Raw genomic sequence first — 18,969 nt, forward strand, 5'->3', positions numbered from 1 at the left:
TATGATGAGTAACACATATTGATATCAAAAGAGCGCTGCGGTGCTCTTTTTTATTGTCTGTGATTTATGATTGAGTACTTATACCAATTCCGAAAATTAAGTGATCAAAATGATATTACTCCTGCAAACCGCTCAAGACATCCCTGTTCGCTTAGACAAGGCCATCCATGGCCATGTATGTTTGCGATAGCAATAGCATTTTTCTGTACAGTTCTTTATAGGAATTGGTATTAACATGTAGATGGTTGTAAATGGCAGGCATAAAAAAACCAGCATCACGCTGGTTTTTTGTTATTCCGTATTGGTTTGCTAACTAGGCAACCTGTACTGGAATATCGTTACTTGTGCGCACGATGTCATTACCTTGATCAAGATAAACGAGGTCGGGCTTGTGTCGTTTCGCTTCTTCATTGTCCATGCGTACATAAGCACAGATGATGATGCGATCGCCTACTGCAGCTTTACGTGCTGCTGCACCGTTCACTGAAATGATTTTTGAACCGCGTTCGCCAGCGATAGCGTAAGTTGAAAAGCGCTCACCATTATCAATGTTATAGATATCGATTGCTTCATATTCTAGGATCCCTGACGCATCAAGCATATCTTGATCGATTGCGCATGAACCTTCATAGTTTAATTCGGCATGTGTTACACGCGCTTGGTGTAACTTACCTTTTAGCATTGTGGTTTGCATTGTTCTAAAACCCATTCCATTAATAGTTTATGAATATACTCAAATAATTCAACATCTTGATTGTGGATGTTAAAGTCTTTTGAGCATATATGCCGTACAAAATATGTACCAGCGTCCATAGTATCGTATTTGTTTAATTAGCGCAATTGTACTAACGATCAGTTAAATCCGATGGTTCGGCCGATTAATTGCGCTGATTATTAGCTTAACTTAATAACTTTATTATCGATTAAACGTGCCTTACCTAAGAAGGCCGCCATTAAAATAACGGCTTCTTGGGTTTCTTTAGTGATTGTCGCTAAAGTATCAGCATCAACAATATCAATTGCATCGGTATTGAAACCGGCCGCATTAAGCTGTGCCGTTGCTTGCGTGACTAAGGCTTTATTTGCTTGCGTATCCTTTGACACTTGGCTAGTAATTGTCGTCATTACTTCTGCTAATAATGGCGCTATCATACGCTCTTCAGCAGTTAATAGGCCATTACGAGAGCTCATTGCTAAGCCTGACTTTTCGCGTACGGTTGGTACACCAACAATTTGAATCGGCATGGCCAAGTCAGCGACCATGTGACGAATAAGAGCGAGTTGTTGGAAATCTTTCTCACCAAATAAAGCCACATCAGGTTGGACTAAATTAAATAATTTAGCCACGATAGTCGATACACCATTAAAATGACCTGGGCGATGTGCTCCTTCAAGTACTTCGGAAATGCCGGGTACTTGAATAAAGGTTTGTGACGCTAAACCGTGTGGGTATATAAGCTCTGGACTTGGCGTGAAGACTAAATCGGTATCAACACTCTGCAGTGCGCGGCAATCTGCATCTAAGGTGCGTGGGTAGGCTGCTAAATCAGTGGCTTGGTTAAATTGCATCGGATTAACAAAAATACTGACCACAACACGGTCTGCGAATTTCTGCGCTTCTTTTACCAAGGTCAAATGACCATCATGCAAATTACCCATAGTCGGTACGAATGCGGTAGATAGACCTTGACGACGCCAAGCGATAACTTGCTCTCGCAGCACGTCAATATTTGCAATAATATCCATATATGAATTACCTAATAAATGAGGGGGATAGTGAAAGAGGGGCGTGCAAATTTGAGTTATTTGCTTATCGACCCCTCGTTCTTTATGCGGACACGTGGATAGAAGAAAACACGTGCTATGAAAACATGTGTTCATCAGCAGGGAAAGTCTGCGCAGTAACTTCATCGATATAAGCGCTAACCGCTTTACGCATATCACCGGTTTCGGCGAGGAAGTTTTTCGAGAACTTAGGCACAAAGCCTTTCGAAATGCCGAATGCATCATGCATTACTAAGATTTGACCATCGGTATCACGACCAGCACCAATACCAATCACTGGGATAGTTAAGGCTTCAGAAATACGTTTTGCCAGTGGTGCAGGGATACACTCTACCACTAACAGTTGGATGCCTGCAGCTTGTAATGACAGTGCGTGCTCAACCATTTCATCGGCTTTATCTTGCGCTCGACCTTGTACTTTAAAACCACCAAATACATGTACTGATTGCGGTGTTAAACCAAGGTGGCCACATACCGGAATGCCACGTTCAGTCAGTGCTGAAACGCTATCAACTAACCATTCACCGCCTTCTACTTTAACCATGTTCGCACCCGCTTGCATTAGCGTTGTCGCATTGGTTAGAGTTTGTTCTTTAGTGGCATAACTCATGAATGGCATGTCAGCGATAACCAGTGCTTTCGTCGCACCAGCACGTACACAGCGGGTATGATAAGCAATATCTGTAACAGTAACAGGTAGCGTATCATTGTGGCCTTGTAATACCATGCCCATCGAGTCGCCAACTAATAATACTGGCATACCGACTTCGTCAAACAATGCGGAAAAACTCGCATCATAAGCAGTTATACTGGCAAACTTTTGACCTGCTTCTTTCATTTTAAGCAGTTTAGATACGGTAACTTTACTCATTGGAAATCCTTCTTCACATTACTCTATGTTTTGATAAATAGCTAAGCCGTTACGAGGACAGTCCTCAAGTAATACGGATAATGCTTGGCCACAAGGTAGTTGTAATTGTGGCGCTATTTCAGCTAAGGGATAAAGTACAAACTCACGCTCTTTCATACCGTAATGTGGCACAGTTAAGCGTGGTGTACTCATTATGTCATTACCGTATAGTAAGATATCTAAATCGAGGGTTCTTGCCCCCCAATGTTCTTTACGTACACGGCCTTGTTCATTTTCGATATGCTGTAGTGCATCCAATAAGGCAATGGGTGCTAAACGTGTATCAATACACGCAACAGCATTAATATAGTCAGGTTGTTCCTGTGGCCCCATGGGTTTACTTGCGTAAAGCGAGGAGATCGACACTAAACGACTTAAAGTTAATGTTTCTAGTGCCAAAATTGCTTCGTGTGCTTGCGCGACAGGATCTGCAAGGTTGCTGCCGATCGCGACATAACAACGTGTATAGCCTTGCTCGATTGGCGCAGACAGATTATTCAGCATTATTACCTACATTGTTATCAGTACCGTTATCAGTACTTTGATCAACATGAGTTGTCGCAGCTGGTTTTTTCTTTTTAACGCGACGTGGACGTGTTTTTTTACCAGCCGGTGAATTCAATTCTTTCACTAAGTTCAAGCGACCAGTGGCATTGGCATTTTGATAATCCTGCCACCATTGTGTTACTTCAACTAAATCGCCACCTTGGATATCAGCACGCATTTCTAAGAAATCGAAACCAGCACGGAATTTTAAATGTTCGAACGCTTTTTCTGCGCGTTTACCTTGGCGACGTGGTAAGCGACCTTGTAGATGCCAAATATCACGGATTGTTGAGGTAAATCGACGTGGAATAGCAATGCTTTTTGTTTGTGAGTCTAGCGCGTCATTCATCGCTAATAACAAGGCGTCATTGTAATTAAGACCGCTATCGATCACACGTTCTTCAGCAAGTGCTTCAAGTGGATACCACAACATCGCAGCATATAAATAAGCCGGTGTTACACGCTTACCAGCATTAATGCGGTTATCAGTATTTTCTAGTGCAATTTCGATGAACTTATCGCAATTACTTGAACCGTCTTCGTTTAGATACTTACTGACGAGTGGGAATAATGGCTGAAATAAGCCATGTGCCTTCATCAATTTGTATGTCGCTAAGCCTTGGCCATTTAAAAATAGTTTTAGCGTTTCTTCAAACAAACGTGCCGCAGGGATGCTTGATAGCAAGCTCGCGAGTTGTTTGATTGGTGCCGCCGCATCCGGGCTAATCTGCATGTCTAATTTAGCCGCAAAACGTACTGCACGTAACATACGTACAGGATCTTCGCGGTAACGGGTTTCAGGATCGCCAATTAAACGCAGCTGTTTGCTTTGTAAATCAGCAAGACCGCCAGCAAAGTCATACACAGCACGGTCGGCAATGTTGTAATACAGTGCATTAACGGTGAAATCACGACGCTCAGCATCTTCACTGATAGTACCGTAGACGTTATCGCGTAATAGCATGCCGCCATCAGATTGTTTTGATGTTTGTTGATTTTCTTCTTCAACGTGATGACCACGGAAGGTAGCGACTTCAATCATGTCACGACCAAATAGAATGTGAGCAAGGCGGAAGCGGCGGCCAACTAAGCGGCAGTTATGAAATAGTTTTTTGATTTGTTCTGGTTCAGCATTCGTCGCAATATCGAAATCTTTTGGTTCTTGACCAATAAAAATATCACGAACACCACCACCAACAAGATACGCTTGGTAACCTGATTTGTGTAAACGATAAAGTACTTTTAGGGCGTTTTCACTAATTAAATTATGGTTTACCGGGTGTTGACCCTTTTCCAACTTCAGCTCATTTAATCCTAATACGGGTGTATCTTGCGTGATGACTGGCGCTGGTGTTGAAACAGTTGTTTCATGAGAACGCGTTTGGCTAGGTGCTTTTTTACTCGCTGAATCACGATCTTTGCGTGTATTTGACGCTGCTTCAGATGCTGTGTCTTGCACATCAGGCGTTTGATCTAGCTGCTTTCTGCTCAGTATATTTTTACAGAATTTAGTGATTTGAGTGAAAATAGTACACCTCGAATTAATATTAAAATAGGTTGAATTTTTTGTGCCGCCTATCATAGCGCTGCACTGGTAAAATGACAAAGATTGTCGACGAAATTTAGTATTAATCTTGCCTTATTGGCTTAATACGATGGATTTCTGTCTGGGTAGGTTTTTGACGGACCAATGTTCTGTGCCCCATTTTAATAGCGCTGGAATCGAAAGATCTTGCAGTTCGCTAAAAACAGGTAAGGCTAAGAACTTGAATGCATCAATTAATAAGGCCTTGGCATTACGGTTGTCTAAGCCCGGAGCATGATTTTGTTTACTCAATTTAGAGCCATCGGCATTACTCACCAAGGGTAAATGTAAAAATGATGGCGCTGGTTGGCCAAAGTGAGCAAACAGATATAATTGCCGACCAGTGGGTTCTATCAGATCTGCGCCTCTGACTACCTGGGTAACCCCTTGGTAAATATCATCAACCACAACCGCAAGATTGTAAGCGAATAGACCATCTTTACGATGAATAATAAAATCTTCTGCCGCTAGCCCTTGGTTGATCGCTATTCTACCATGCAGTTCATCAATAAAATCATTAACGGGTGTCGTCGTTGTTACCCGTAACGAGGCATTATCTGCGGCAAGTTGTTTATGTTTGCATTGGCCTTGATAAAACGTACCTTGCGCTTGGATTTGTTTACGTGTGCAATGGCAGTAATAAGTTAAACCTTGTTGGCTAAGTTGTGCTATCGCATCTTGATAGGCACGACTACGTTGGCTTTGGTAGATAACGTCACGATCAGAGTTCAAGCCAAAGGCTTCAAGTGTCGTTAGGATATTGGCTGCAGCACCGGCAACTTCACGTGGAGGGTCAAGATCTTCAATTCGAACTAACCAAGTACCTTGGTTGGCTTTGGCTTGTAAATAACTGCCAACAGCAGCGATCAGGGAGCCAAAATGTAGAGGCCCTGAAGGTGAGGGCGCAAAGCGTCCTACATAGCTATTAGACATAAATGAGGTTCTTAAAATAGAAAGTTTAAAATAAAAAAGGCCAGAAATAGAAAGAGGGCTAATTAGCCCTCAATAAAATCATGTCAGTAGAAACTGATTAGCCAACCATTTGCTTTTCTTTGATTTCAGAAAGCGTTTTGCAGTCAATACATTGTTCTGCAGTCGGTCGAGCTTCTAAACGACGGATACCAATTTCGATACCACAAGTGTCGCAAAAACCGAATTCATCATTTTCAATTAATTGCAGTGTTTTTTCGATTTTCTTGATCAGTTTACGTTCACGATCACGTGCTCGAAGTTCTAAGCTAAACTCTTCTTCCTGAGCTGCACGATCAACAGGATCTGGGAAGTTTGACGCTTCATCCTTCATATGAACCACTGTGCGATCAACTTCTTCACGTAGTTCATTACGCCAAGCACTTAGAATGTTTTTAAAGTGATCGCGTTGCTTCTCGCCCATGTATTCTTCACCAGGTTGTTCTTGGTAAGCTTCTACACCTGCGATGGCTAAAACACCGAGTAATTTTTTCGCTTCAGGCATGCTATCTCTCCTAGTCCGCATTACGCCGTAATATTACCGAGCACTGCTTAGCAATATTTATGGGCGGTATAAATACCAGAAACACACAAACTGCGCAAACTAAACTGGAAAATTGTTCATCAACACCCTCTTTTGGATTAGTTTGGTTGTGATCTTAATCACAGTTGAATGAAATTTGTTCTACCAGCGTAATTCCGTCTGTTTCTATTGTACTCGCATATGCGAATACTTCTACTCCTTGGTTAATGGCCTGCTTAACAAGATCACTATAGTCCTTATCTAAGTGTTTGGCAGGTTTTAAAGTGGTAATTCCTGTGTGTTGTACGACAAATAATAATACCGCTCGCTGTCCACTTTTCTTTACAGCCATTAACTCTCGAAGATGCTTTTGACCACGTACGCTGACCGTATCCGGAAAATAACCACAGTCATCTTGTAACAAACTGGCACTCTTTACTTCGATGTAGCATTTGCCCAATTGACTGTCTTCGAGTAAGAAATCAATGCGGCTATTTTCATTTCCGTATTTCACTTCACTGCGCAGGGTTTCGTAACCTGTGAGTTGTGATATTGAAGCACATTCAATGGCTTCTTTAGCTAATTGGTTTGCTCTGGCAGTATTAATGCAGATCATATCGCCGTTGGCTTTTTCGGTGAGTTCCCAAGATCGTGAATACTTACGCTTTGGGTTATCCGATGTCGAATACCAAATCGTATCGCCTGCATCACCACAACCTGTCATTGCGCCGGTATTGGCACAATGGATTGTTACTTCCTCACCATTTTCAAGAATGACATCGGCTAAAAAGCGTTTATAGCGTTTTATTAATGTTGCGGATTGTAATGGACTTGAATACTGCATTGCATAGCTCAATTAGTGGGTGATTAATTGAAATCATAATAATTTTACAGAGATAAAGCCATCACTTAAATTGAGATAAATCTCGGCGCCATTGTTTATCTTCTTTATCGCCGGCCTTTTGCCATACTTGTTTTACATTGACGCTCAGTTGACCATTCACTTCATTGGCACTCAGAGTGAAGGTAAGGGGGTTGGCAATATTGGGTTGGGATAAAATCTGTTGATCATGAAAGACTTGTTCGACGATACATACAGAGGTTTTATCTGGGCCATCAGCATTCCGTGCGAGTGGATTATTACAGTTGTTCATCATGTCGCCGCCGTTTGGATACAGTACCCCTAAACGTTGGTGTTGGCTGCCAATAGATACATCAAAATAAATTTTCTGACTGGCGAGGTAGTGATAAATATTGGCTGATAGCACGGTTGGAGCGCGCTCTTTTTCATTATAAAAGCGTGACAGTTTCAAGTAAGTAGAGCTGCCTCCCGGCGCGGTGACATCGGCAGAACGTACGTATTTATGTAAGATCCGCATATGATGTATTGGCAGTGTCCAGCCCACTTGTACTTGCACTTTTATATCGCCATTACTGAGCTCTTCGACATTGGTGATACGGGTTTGCACTTTGGTATTGAGAATGGGCTCGATGACTTCCTTATCAATACTACTGCGTACTTTTAATAGTTGCGCAAGGTTGAATTGTGGATTACGGCCATGTGCTGAAAACAAGCGTTTCACATCATCAAGGATTGAGGTTAGTTGCATGACCTCATGATCTTGTTGACGAATTAATCGTGCACTTTGTTGCGTTGAAATTTGTTGTTCGGCAATGGCTAATTTTATTTCGCCTAAATTTTTCAAGCTATTATCGAATTCATTATCCAAGGTGATGAGGCTTTTTTCTGTGCTGAGGTTATGGCGTAATACCGCTACGCTCTCGCCAATATAATGCTCATCAAAGGTTGCGCGTATTTGCTGAACCACAAATACTTTGCCTTTGTAGACATCCTTATCTTTTATTGTTTGCGGTTTATTTTGCGGGGTGATCTGGATATAGGCAGCTTGAATAATCGGCACATATTGTTTGTAGTTAGTCAGATCAACGGGTTTGTTCATTAATGTGTAGCTACGTACATCAAAACTGGCTTTTATGCGCGCTTTTTCCAGCATTATCTGTTTGGCACTAGCAAGGCTTTCCCCATTACTGAGTTGATGGGTGATGGTATATGTTTTTGACCAAAAACCAATATGAGCAAACGCTGATTGGCTACAACTGAGCGATAATAATAAGGATAAAATAACGGGCATGGATAAACGCATAGTAAGTTCCTTTTGCTATTCCTTATAAATAATAGACTTAAATTTAATGGATGGTGTTTTTAGGGTAAAATACGTCGATTACTGATTAATTTATTTAATTCTGAGAGGCCTTTGTGGCAGCGTTACCGATCACTTCCGTATTAGCCGACTTATTCACGGCCTTAACATCATCGAATCAAGTTATCTTGCAAGCCCCCCCTGGCGCAGGTAAATCAACGCTATTACCGTTAAAACTACTGCAAGAAAAAATATTCAATGGGCGTATTCTCATGCTGGAACCGCGCCGTCTTGCCGCGCGCAATATTGCCACGTATATGGCAGCGCAGTTACAGCAAAAAGTGGGGGAAGATGTCGGTTATCGTATGCGTGGTGATACTAAGATATCGAAAACCACACGTTTAGAAGTGGTGACGGAAGGGATCTTAACGCGCATGATCCAGCAAGATCCGGAACTCAGTGATTACGATTTAATTATCTTCGACGAATTTCATGAGCGTTCATTGAATGCGGATATTGGCCTGGCGTTTGCCTTAGAAGTTCAGCAAGGCTTACGCGATGATTTAAAACTGTTAGTCATGTCGGCAACATTAGATAGTACCGGACTGCAAAAGCTACTGCCTGATGCGCAATTATTGACAGCTGAAGGGCGTTGTTTTCCGGTGACGTATAGTTATCACCCGATGAGTTTACAGCGCAGTACTGTCAAACAAGCACTGTCGGGAGCGATTGCCGCCACGGTTAAATTAGCGCTGCAACAGCAAGCGGGTAACATTTTAGTATTTCTGCCTGGCGTGAGTGAAATTAAGCGTTGTCAGCAACAATTACAGGAAGTGGTTAATAGCCAGTTGCATGTCCTACCTTTGTTCGGGCAATTAACGCAACAGCAGCAACAGGTGGCGATTAATCCCTTAGCTGCAGGGCAACGTAAAATTGTATTGGCCACCAATATTGCCGAAACCTCATTAACCATTGAAGGTATTTCGGTGGTGATTGATTCAGGACTTGAGCGTAAAGTGAGTTTCTCACCGCGCTCTGGTGTCAGCCGTTTACAAACAAAGCGCATTAGCCAAGCGTCTGCTACCCAGCGTGCCGGACGAGCAGGGCGACTACAAGTGGGACATTGTTACCGTTTATGGCGTGAAGAAGACCACAGCCGTTTAGAGGCGCAGATCGAACCGGAAATTCTTGCAGCAGACTTAACTTCTACTTGTTTAGAGCTTAAGGTATGGGGCGTGAATAGCTTTGCTGAATTGGCATTATTAGATCAACCTGCGCAAGCAAACGTCGACTATGCTGAAAGCTTGCTTACTGATTTAGGCGCTCTGGAGTCGGGTAGTTGCAGCCAACATGGGCAAGCATTAGCGGCATTTGGTATGTCGCCACGGTTAGCGCATATGTTATTAAAGGCGCAAACCTGGGAAGCTGAATTGCCGGGCGTTAGTTGGTTAGCCTGTCGTTTAATTGCCTTGTTGGAAGGCAGTGAACGCTTACCGCTTGATTTAGATTTTGCCCTGCAACAAATGGCAACAGGACAGTTTAAACAAGCACAACGTCAAGCACAGCAATGGGCGCAACGTTTTAGTTTTATCAAAAATAGTAGTCAGGGCTCGGGGATGAAAAGTTCGGGGATGAACAGTTCGGATACTAATGCCTATACCGGTTTGTTATTAGCCTTAGCGTATCCAGATCGTATCGCCCTGCGTCGTGACAACACGGGACGCGGGCAAGCTGGTCACGGTTCTGATGTACTGTACATGTTAAGCAACGGCCTCGGGGTTAAATTGATGAACGACGCCAGCCTAACCAGTGCTGAATTAATGGTGGTGGCGGACTTATCCTTAACCGAACAAGGCGCTGATGCCATGGTGTATAACGCTTGTGCTATCGATCTAACTGAATTACAAACTTGGTTACCGCAATTGTTTAGCCAGCAAGCGTTTGTGCAATGGGATTTAAAAGCGCAAAAATTGATTGCTGAGCAGCGTCAATGTTTAGGCAAGCTCGTATTATCCCGTAAAGTATTAACCGATATAACGCCTGCGCAAAAGCAAACTGCCGTACTCGCTGGTATTCGCAAAGCAGGATTGTCAGTATTGCCGTGGAACGAGCAAAATAAAGCCTTACTCACACGTTTACGTTGCGCGCATCAGTGGCTGCCTGAATTAGGTTTTGTTGATTACAGTGAAACGGCCTTGGTTGACGACCTAGAAAACTGGTTGTTACCTTACTTAACGGGCGTGACTGGACCTGCGCAGATGAAAAAAATACCGTTAACGGAGGCATTATTATCACGTTTAGAGTGGGCGCTACAACAACGTTTAGATAAAGAGTTACCGACTCACTTTACTGTACCGACAGGCTCAAAAATTAAATTACGTTACAACGATAACAATGCCCCGAGTTTACCCGTGCGTATTCAAGAGATGTTTGGCCAAGCGAATAAACCCGCTGTTGCTAATGGTCGGGTGCCGATTGTGATTGAATTATTGTCTCCGGCTCAGCGTCCGTTACAAATAACTCAAGATTTATTGGGTTTTTGGCGTGGCAGTTATAACGAGGTTAAAAAGGAAATGAAAGGCCGCTATCCGAAACATTATTGGCCAGATAACCCACTTGAAGCGATGCCGACCCGTCGGGTTAAAAAACATATGTAGGAAAGCAGCCATAATTAATCGGAATCTGCTATTATCCGCCCGTGTTCGTTCCAGCAAAATAAAAGAAGATTTATCATGACTAAAAAAATTGCCACATTGCATCCCCGTAATCCACATCAGGGACGTTATGATTTAACTGCCTTAGTTAAAACATACCCAGCGCTACAAGCGCACATAACGCAAAACCCGCGTGGAGAAGAAACGGTTGATTTTAGTGATGATAAAGCCGTTGTCTGTTTGAACGCTGCCTTATTAGCACATTTTTACCAAGTACCAAATTGGCAGATCCCTGCGGGTTACTTATGTCCGCCAATTCCGGGTCGTGCGGATTACATTCATTATATTGCTGACTTGTTGGCAGAAATGAATAACGGTGAAGTGCCGACAGGCAAGCGTGTTAAAGCATTAGACATAGGTACTGGCGCTAACTGTATTTATCCTATTCTTGGTCATCGCAGCTATGGCTGGGGTTTTGTTGGTACTGATGTAGATAAAGTGGCTGCAAAAACCGCTAACGTCATCGTTCAAGCGAATCCAGGCCTAAATAAAGCGATTAAAATTGTGTTGAAAAAAACACCAGGCAGTATGTTTAAAGGTGTGATTAAGCATAACGATAAATATTCAGTGACTGTATGTAATCCCCCATTCCATGCATCAATGGAAGAAGCTGCTGCAGGCACTGAACGTAAAATTATCAATTTACACAAAGGTAAAGCAGCGCCAACCAATACCACTAAGTTGAACTTTGGTGGCCAACACACTGAACTTTGGTGTGAAGGTGGCGAATTACGCTTTGTGAAGGACATGGCGAGTGAGAGTAAAGATTTCAGCGAGCAAGTGTCTTGGTTTACTAGCCTTATCTCGAAAAGTGAAAATCTAGAGCCGTTAGAACAACATCTTACTGCGCTAGGCGCGAAACAAATTCGAGTGATCCCTATGTCGCAAGGTCAAAAAGTCAGCCGTATTTTAGCATGGAGCTTTATGGATGCTGACGAGCAACAACAGTGGGCTGTCGAACAATGGTAAAGCAGTCATAAAAACAAGAGTAACGCTTAAGGTACTGGCAGAATGGGCAGTATTTAGGTAGATTAAAACGGCAAGCATCGCGCTTGCCGTTTTTGTATCTGAGATCGTCTCAATTTGAAAACACACTATCACTTAAAGGAATGATGCATGTTGGTATGGCTTGGTTACAGCTATGTGGTGTTGAGTCTCATCACGTTGTTGGTATATGGTAAAGACAAATGGGCTGCTAAACGACAAGTATGGCGAACGCCAGAGCGTACATTACATCTATTGGCATTATTAGGTGGTTGGCCTGGTGCGATCATTGCTCAAAAGCTGTTTTCTCATAAAAAAAGTAAAGTCAGCTTCAAGCGTATTTTTTGGTTAACGATTGTTGGTAATTTACTCATTGTATTAGGCATTTTCCAAATCGATCCGAGCTATGTCGTTATTAGCTAATTGTTTGAAGTTGAATTTTTCCACTGATTTACACACTTTTACGTTATCTGTACTAGGTCTTTGTTTTATTGTGGTATACCATTTCGGCCTTATTATGCTAATTACGGCTATTTTGAACGAGTATTGGGTATTCATTAATGTCGTTGATTAAAAAAAATAAATTAAAACTAGCACTAATGTGGGTGCTATTAACTAGCGTATTGTTAGTCATTGTCGCGCTATTACCTGTGGGTGATAAAGTCGACAGCAAGGCGGCGATAAAGGCAGTGCCTAAAGTAGCCACTGCGTTAACGTATGAAGCTGAATTACCACTGTATGACGCCAATACACAAGGTGAAACAGTGACAGAATCGACGGTCGCATCGATTGCCAAAGAGCTCGCTAAGTCGTATCCGAAAACGATTAACTACGTGATCCAAAAAGGCGACACGCTAGGTGGTATCTTTGAGACACTGGGCTTAAGTCAAACCAGTTTATATCAGATCCTTGAAGTGGATTTAAACGTACTTGCGTTAGACAGTATTAAACCTGGGCAAACCCTCATTTTCACTGAATTTGAAGGATTATTAACACGCCTTGAATTACAAATCAGTCTTGCGCATCAAGTCGTTTATACAAGCTCGGGTGACAATGGTTTTGAATTTGAGCAAGTTACCCTAGAGGGTGAATGGCGTGAGCACAGTTATATTGGCAAGGTTGAATATAGCTTTGCAGGCTCAGCGAAAAAAGCCGGATTATCGTTATATGAAGCACAATTTATTGCCAGTTTATTAAAAGATAAAATTAACTTTAGTCGTGATTTACGCATTGGTGATACGTTTAAAGTATTGGTTTCTCGTCAATATATAGGCGAGGAACGTACCGGTGAAAATCGTATTGAGGCGGTAAGTATTAATAATCGCAGCCGTAATATTAGCGCCTATTTGTACGAAGGTACTTATTATGATGAAGCGGGATTAAGTATTGAACGTGCCTTTGTACGTCGTCCGGTGAGCAGTAAATACCGTATCTCATCGAGCTTTAACCCAAGACGTTTACATCCGGTGACGGGTTTATTACGTCCGCATAATGGAACTGATTTTGCAACGCCGATTGGCACGCCTGTTTTAGCCACTGGCGATGGTGTGGTATCGCGTGTGATTAATCATAAGTATGCAGGCTTGTATATCGAGATCTCGAATGGCCAAACTTACAGTACCCGTTTTTTACACTTGAGTAAGGCGTTAGTGAAAAAAGGCCAACGTGTCAAGCGTGGGCAAAAAATTGCGTTATCAGGCAATACAGGGCGTACTACCGGTGCTCATCTGCATTATGAGCTACATTTACGTGGCCGAGCAGTGAATGCCATGACGGCTGACATTCCCATTGCAACAGCGATTGATAAAAAGAAGCAAGCTGCATTCAAACTGGCGTTAAGTAATTACCATGCGGCATGGGACGAACTTAAAAGCTAACTTTTCCACGCATATTTTTAGTTTTACCTCGCTGAGTCTTAGTGTCCATACGTTTCTTTTTGGCATTACGACTTGGCTTGGTTTCGCGACGGGCTTTTTGGATCACTGTTGCCTGTTTAATTAATTCTGCCAAGCGTTCAAACGCCACTTGCTTGTTAAAATCTTGACTGCGAGATTCTTGCGATTTTATGATGATGACACCGTCTTTGGTGATGCGATGATCACGTAGTGCCAATAACCTTTCTTTATAAAACTCCGGTAATGACGAAGCCTTGATATCAAAGCGTAAATGGATCGCTGTTGATACTTTATTGACGTTTTGACCACCGGCACCTTGTGCGCGAATGGCTTGAATATCAATTTCTGAATCGGGAATTGATACATTGCTAGAGATTACGAGCATGAATAAACCTTGGTATTATATTGCAGACGATATTGCGCGTACTACGCTGTGTGATGGCGTTATGATACTCCTGTTTGTTATCATTGTTAATTTTCAATTTCATTGTTTCTAGAAGTCGTAAAATAAGAGGGTATTGATGGTCACAATTCGACAGGTGCAAGAAACTGATGGACTCGCCTTATCGCTGTTGCTCAACCAACTTGATGCAGAGACCCCGTTTATGGCGATGGGTGAACAAAATAGTGCAGAGGAACTCAGCCAGCATTTAGGGTTATTTATCGATTCAGCTGCGCAAGTGCTGTTGGTGGTCGAAACAAAGGACATGCAGTTGATTGGTTTTGCGATTGGCATTACCGGTTATATTAGTGGTGACCGTAATACCGCTGCTTTGGTTATCGGTATCAAGCAAGCGCATGTAGGCATGGGATTTGGACGTCAGTTATTGACTCACATTGAAGACTGGGCTCAGGACGCACAGCTACAGCAGTTAGAGCTAGCGGTGATGAACAATAATGATAACGCGATAGTTTTTTATGAAAATATGGGATTTAAGCAACAAATAATCCAGCCTGGCTCACTGGTTAGTGAACTGACTAAAAACGAATTATATATGATCAAGGCCGTTAATTTGCAAGAGGCAGAGTAAAACCCCTTTGCGTAGGTTGAGTTACGGGGAGGGAACAGGGTAAACTAGCGGCTCTTTGTTACGGTACATTGATCTAATCGTATTCGATAGTGTTCGGCACTCGTTACCGTAGTTGATATAATATCTAGGACCCTTTCTCTTGGCTAAACGTCCTGTCATTGATGACATAAAAAAACCGGTCAGAAAACGTAAAACACCAGTAAAACCGGTAGCAAAAAAAACAGCGGCTAAAAAACCGACCGCCAAAAAAACCACGAAAAAAGGCAAAAAAGTAAAACACCGCTCTTGGCCGCGAAGTCTTGCCATTTTCTTGCTTAAATTTAGCTTGGCGTTTTCGGCTATCTTTGTGCTCTACGGCATGTATTTAGACAGTAAAATTCAAGCGCGATTTTCTGGCCCTATTTGGAAAACCCCTGCGCAGATCTACGCGCGTAGTTTAGAGCTCACACCAGGTATGTTTCTGCCTCATGATAAACTTGTCGAAGAACTGGTGTTACTGAATTATTTAAAAGTATCCAAGCCCCGTACCGCCGGGCAGTTTTCAGTATCGAAAACGAAAGTTGAATTATTACGCCGCAGCTTTACCTATCTCGATGGCACAGAGCCGAATCAAGCGTTATTTTTAACCTTTGCGGATAGCCACTTAGTCAGTATTCGCGATCAGAAAACCGGTAAATACCTGCAGTCTGTTAATCTCGACCCTATGTTGCTTGATACCTTGCAAGCACCTAACCAAGAAGACCGTATCTTGGTGGAATTACAAAATTACCCACAACTATTAATTGATACTTTATTGCTGGTGGAAGACCGTAATTTCTACCATCACAGCGGCGTATCGCCTGTTGCGATTGTCCGTGCAGCATTCGCTAATATGAATGCAGGGCGCACAGTACAAGGTGGCAGTACCTTAACGCAGCAGTTAGTAAAAAACTTTTTCTTAACTCGACAACGTAGTTTTTGGCGTAAATTTAATGAAGCCTACATGGCATTGTTAATTAACTATCGTTTAAGTAAAGATGCGGTATTAAGTGGTTACCTTAACGAAGTTTATTTAGGCCAAAACTACAGTGATGGCGTCTATGGCTTTGGTTTAGCAAGTTACTTTTATTTTGGACGACCTGTACCAGAATTGAGCATAGACCAAATGGCATTCTTGGTTGCAGTGGTGAAAGGCCCGTCGTTTTATGATCCATGGCGCTACCCAGACCGCGCGCTAGAACGCCGTGATTTGATCATTCGTTTATTAGCTAAAAATGGCAAGATTAGCACTGCTGAATATCGCGCTGCAATCGCCAGACCCTTGGGTATTATTCCGCGTGGCCACATGAGCGTATCAAAAGCACCCGCATTTATGTCGTTATTGCGTCGAGAGTTAAAAACTACGTTTGGTGATGCACTCTATGATCAATCAGGATTAAAAATATTTACCAGTTTAGATCCACTCGCCCAGCGTGCTGCTGAAACTGCGATCAGTGAAAGTCTACCGCGTTTAGAAAAAGCCCGTAAAATATCAGGGTTAGAAACTGCCATGGTGGTGACGGATCGCCATTATGGACGGGTGACCGCGATTGTGGGTGGCCGTAATACCCAATATGCAGGCTTTAACCGTGCACTGGATGCCTCGCGTTCAATTGGTTCTGTGGTGAAACCGGCGATTTATTTAACTGCGTTTGAACAAGGTTATGATCTTAACTCACCGTTAGAAGATAAACCGCTGCGCTTGAATAACCAATATGGTAATAACTGGCAGCCGAAGAATTATGATCGAAAATACCGTGGTGAAGTGCCCTTGTATCAAGCTTTGATGCAGTCGCTTAACGTCCCTACGGTTAATTTAGGTATGGCGCTTGGCGTTGATAAGGTTATTGAAAGCTTAAAACGCTTAGGCGTGACAAAAGTTGATAATCACTACCCATCAATGTTGTTAGGCGCGTTAAATATGTCGCCATTTCAAGTGTCACAAATGTATCAAACGATTGCGACAGCAGGCGAATACCATAAGTTAACGAGCTTAATCGCTGTGGTTGATGAAGATGGTGATTTGGTTTACCAACAAGACCTGAAAGGTAATCGTCGTTTTGATCGTAAATACACTGACTTGACGATTTATAATATGACGCTGGTGGCTAAGAAAGGTACTGCGCGCCGTTTAAGCTGGCAATTCCCAGGTATTAATTTTGCGGGCAAAACCGGTTCTACCGATAAGCTTCGTGATAGCTGGTTTGTCGGATTAGATAATCGCGATGTCGTTACTGTATGGGTTGGTCGTGATGATAATAAAACGTCGACGTTAACGGGGTCGAGCGGTGCATTAACGGTATTTGGCGATTACATGAAATTACGCGGTGCTGATAGTCTTGCCGTGAATTAGGCGGGTTATGCTGAGTATTGAGTATTGGTTCGCTATATAAGTTGTAGCGAACCAGAACTGTTTTTATTAGCTCGTGCTTTATTTGCTAGTACCTTATTTGATCGTACCAGCAACTTTAGTTTGATCAACACCAACGATACGATTTAGCACACCCAGTACCGATGAGGTATCTGAAGCGGTTGAGTTAATTGTCACAATTTCAGCATTTTCAGGCGCTAATTCCATTGCGCGTTCTTGAGTGCTGCCACCTGGGAATTGCATAAACAATATGTTCATATTCTCAGCGTGTGCACCAAATGTTTCATCTGTTTGATGAATACCAGAACAACCAGACAATCCCATAACAAGTACAGATAGTACGAATAACTTTTTCATTTTAAATCCTTATAATAATATAAAGAATTATTAGAGCATTTAAGAAAATCTGATTCAATCGATGAGATGTAAGCGTATGTGTTGAATGTAAGCGTTTGTATTAGGTAGGGAGATCTTGTCTAAATTTGAAAACAAAAAAGACGAGCTTGATGCTCGTCTTTTTTCTATATTCTCTATTTCTATATTAGCTATTTATTCTAACTATGCTTGGTGTTTAGAAGTGACCTTCTAAACCTAGGAATACACCGTCAATTGTTGCATCAGCTTTTACGTCATCAACTTTAAAGTCAAGTTGTTGAATACGGTAACCCGCACGGATAGACCAATCTAATACATAACCTGGGTTTAGCATGAACGCTAGACCAATTTCAGCATCGCCGTATACATCGCCAGTGATACCAATCGCATTTACCATTGCGAATGCTTTCAGTGGGAACATTGGCAGGCCAACTTCACCGTAAGCATAACCCATAGGTAATGGACCAGAGAATGATACATCAGTTGAACCATCTTCAAATGTACCGTTCAGTTGACGCCAAGTAACACCCGCATCAAGAGATACAATATCATTGTCTAGGAATTCATAATAAAGCGTGAAATCAACCGTTTTCAAGTTAACATTTTCGTTTGCTGAAGAGCCTTCTACATCAACATTTGAAAAGCTAAGTGCTGCATTTGGAATTAATGGGATCGGATGTTCCACTTTCACATACATGCGGTAGTTGTATGTATCTTCATAGCCAGTAGTTGCAAGGTCATTGCCTTTGTAGCTCATTGTACCGTCAACACCTGATTGCCATACGTCTGCACCAAAATAGGTACCAATAGCGTCAGCCATTGCGTTGTTTGAAAGAGCTGTAAGAAGAGTTAGTGCAAGTAGTTGTTTTTTCATAATGAGTCCATGTTCATCTATGTAATTATTTCGCGCAACAGTAAGCGTCCTTGGTTAATTAGTATTAGACATTTATTCATTAAATCCTAATGCTATCAACTCACTGTTAATACTTTCGGCCAGTGTGGAAAAAAGTTTAGCGCTAATATTAATTTTATAAAGCCGTTGATATACGGTTATTTTTGTCGGACATTATACATTTTGCAGTTAAATAATCATGTTTAATA

Annotated in this window: 18 protein-coding genes; 6 read left to right on the forward strand and 12 right to left on the reverse strand. The window is 42.2% G+C overall.

Features of this window, described 5'->3' with window-relative positions; all coding sequences use genetic code 11:
* Positions 1-313: 313 nt before the first annotated feature.
* From panD to FR932_RS00755, 9 genes are all read right to left on the reverse strand, one after another.
* Entirely contained in the window at positions 314-694 is a 381-nt protein-coding gene (panD, locus tag FR932_RS00715; RefSeq protein WP_019440745.1) for an aspartate 1-decarboxylase, read from the reverse strand.
* A gap of 200 nt (positions 695-894) precedes the next feature.
* Positions 895-1,746 carry a pantoate--beta-alanine ligase gene (panC, locus tag FR932_RS00720; protein WP_019440746.1) on the reverse strand — a complete coding sequence of 284 codons (852 nt, stop codon included), beginning with the start codon at positions 1,744-1,746 and terminating at the stop codon, positions 895-897.
* Positions 1,747-1,861: 115 nt separating this feature from the next.
* Positions 1,862-2,656 carry a 3-methyl-2-oxobutanoate hydroxymethyltransferase gene (gene panB / locus FR932_RS00725; protein WP_019440747.1) on the reverse strand — a complete coding sequence of 265 codons (795 nt, stop codon included), beginning with the start codon at positions 2,654-2,656 and terminating at the stop codon, positions 1,862-1,864.
* An 18-nt stretch (positions 2,657-2,674) separates the two neighbouring features.
* Positions 2,675-3,199, reverse strand: coding sequence for a 2-amino-4-hydroxy-6-hydroxymethyldihydropteridine diphosphokinase (folK, locus tag FR932_RS00730; RefSeq protein WP_019440748.1), 525 nt, complete (start codon positions 3,197-3,199; stop codon positions 2,675-2,677).
* Positions 3,189-4,700, reverse strand: a complete 1,512-nt coding sequence (gene pcnB / locus FR932_RS00735; protein ID WP_208837046.1) for a polynucleotide adenylyltransferase PcnB — start codon at positions 4,698-4,700, stop codon at positions 3,189-3,191. Before pcnB ends, folK begins: the two co-directional genes overlap by 11 nt.
* A 180-nt stretch (positions 4,701-4,880) precedes the next feature.
* Positions 4,881-5,759: a tRNA glutamyl-Q(34) synthetase GluQRS gene (gene gluQRS / locus FR932_RS00740; protein ID WP_019440750.1), complete on the reverse strand. Its 879-nt coding sequence runs from the start codon at positions 5,757-5,759 to the stop codon at positions 4,881-4,883.
* A 97-nt stretch (positions 5,760-5,856) separates the two neighbouring features.
* Positions 5,857-6,300, reverse strand: a complete 444-nt coding sequence (gene dksA, locus FR932_RS00745; protein WP_019440751.1) for an RNA polymerase-binding protein DksA — start codon at positions 6,298-6,300, stop codon at positions 5,857-5,859.
* A 154-nt stretch (positions 6,301-6,454) separates the two neighbouring features.
* Entirely contained in the window at positions 6,455-7,162 is a 708-nt protein-coding gene (sfsA, locus tag FR932_RS00750) for a DNA/RNA nuclease SfsA (RefSeq protein ID WP_019440752.1), read from the reverse strand.
* A 61-nt stretch (positions 7,163-7,223) separates the two neighbouring features.
* Entirely contained in the window at positions 7,224-8,483 is a 1,260-nt protein-coding gene (locus tag FR932_RS00755) for a hypothetical protein (RefSeq protein WP_019440753.1), read from the reverse strand.
* 113 nt (positions 8,484-8,596) lie between these two features.
* On the opposite strand from FR932_RS00755, the gene hrpB reads away from it, so the two are divergent.
* From hrpB to FR932_RS00775, 4 genes are all read left to right on the forward strand, one after another.
* Positions 8,597-11,137, forward strand: coding sequence for an ATP-dependent helicase HrpB (gene hrpB, locus FR932_RS00760; RefSeq protein WP_019440754.1), 2,541 nt, complete (start codon positions 8,597-8,599; stop codon positions 11,135-11,137).
* A gap of 75 nt (positions 11,138-11,212) precedes the next feature.
* Complete coding sequence (gene rlmF / locus FR932_RS00765; protein WP_019440755.1) at positions 11,213-12,163, forward strand: 23S rRNA (adenine(1618)-N(6))-methyltransferase RlmF; 951 nt, start codon at positions 11,213-11,215, stop codon at positions 12,161-12,163.
* Positions 12,164-12,310: 147 nt separating this feature from the next.
* Positions 12,311-12,601, forward strand: a complete 291-nt coding sequence (locus tag FR932_RS00770; RefSeq protein ID WP_019440756.1) for a DUF1294 domain-containing protein — start codon at positions 12,311-12,313, stop codon at positions 12,599-12,601.
* Between the two features lie 137 nt (positions 12,602-12,738).
* Positions 12,739-14,055 (forward strand): peptidoglycan DD-metalloendopeptidase family protein, encoded by a 1,317-nt coding sequence (locus tag FR932_RS00775; RefSeq protein ID WP_019440757.1) that lies wholly within the window; start codon positions 12,739-12,741, stop codon positions 14,053-14,055.
* Here the strand turns inward: FR932_RS00775 and arfB are convergent.
* Positions 14,045-14,458, reverse strand: a complete 414-nt coding sequence (gene arfB, locus FR932_RS00780) for an alternative ribosome rescue aminoacyl-tRNA hydrolase ArfB (RefSeq protein ID WP_019440758.1) — start codon at positions 14,456-14,458, stop codon at positions 14,045-14,047. The genes FR932_RS00775 and arfB overlap by 11 nt on opposite strands.
* Positions 14,459-14,594: 136 nt before the next feature.
* On the opposite strand from arfB, the gene FR932_RS00785 reads away from it, so the two are divergent.
* Complete coding sequence (locus tag FR932_RS00785; protein ID WP_019440760.1) at positions 14,595-15,104, forward strand: GNAT family N-acetyltransferase; 510 nt, start codon at positions 14,595-14,597, stop codon at positions 15,102-15,104.
* Between the two features lie 139 nt (positions 15,105-15,243).
* Complete coding sequence (mrcB, locus tag FR932_RS00790; protein WP_019440761.1) at positions 15,244-17,475, forward strand: penicillin-binding protein 1B; 2,232 nt, start codon at positions 15,244-15,246, stop codon at positions 17,473-17,475.
* Between the two features lie 93 nt (positions 17,476-17,568).
* Here mrcB and FR932_RS00795 read toward each other — a convergent pair whose 3' ends face one another.
* Both FR932_RS00795 and FR932_RS00800 read right to left on the reverse strand, forming a co-directional pair.
* Positions 17,569-17,850 (reverse strand): hypothetical protein, encoded by a 282-nt coding sequence (locus tag FR932_RS00795; protein WP_019440762.1) that lies wholly within the window; start codon positions 17,848-17,850, stop codon positions 17,569-17,571.
* A 214-nt stretch (positions 17,851-18,064) separates the two neighbouring features.
* On the reverse strand, positions 18,065-18,742 hold the full coding sequence (locus FR932_RS00800) for a TIGR04219 family outer membrane beta-barrel protein (protein WP_019440763.1): 678 nt from the start codon (positions 18,740-18,742) through the stop codon (positions 18,065-18,067).
* Positions 18,743-18,969: the final 227 nt, after the last annotated feature.

Source organism: Moritella marina ATCC 15381, assembly GCF_008931805.1.
Lineage (GTDB): Bacteria > Pseudomonadota > Gammaproteobacteria > Enterobacterales > Moritellaceae > Moritella > Moritella marina.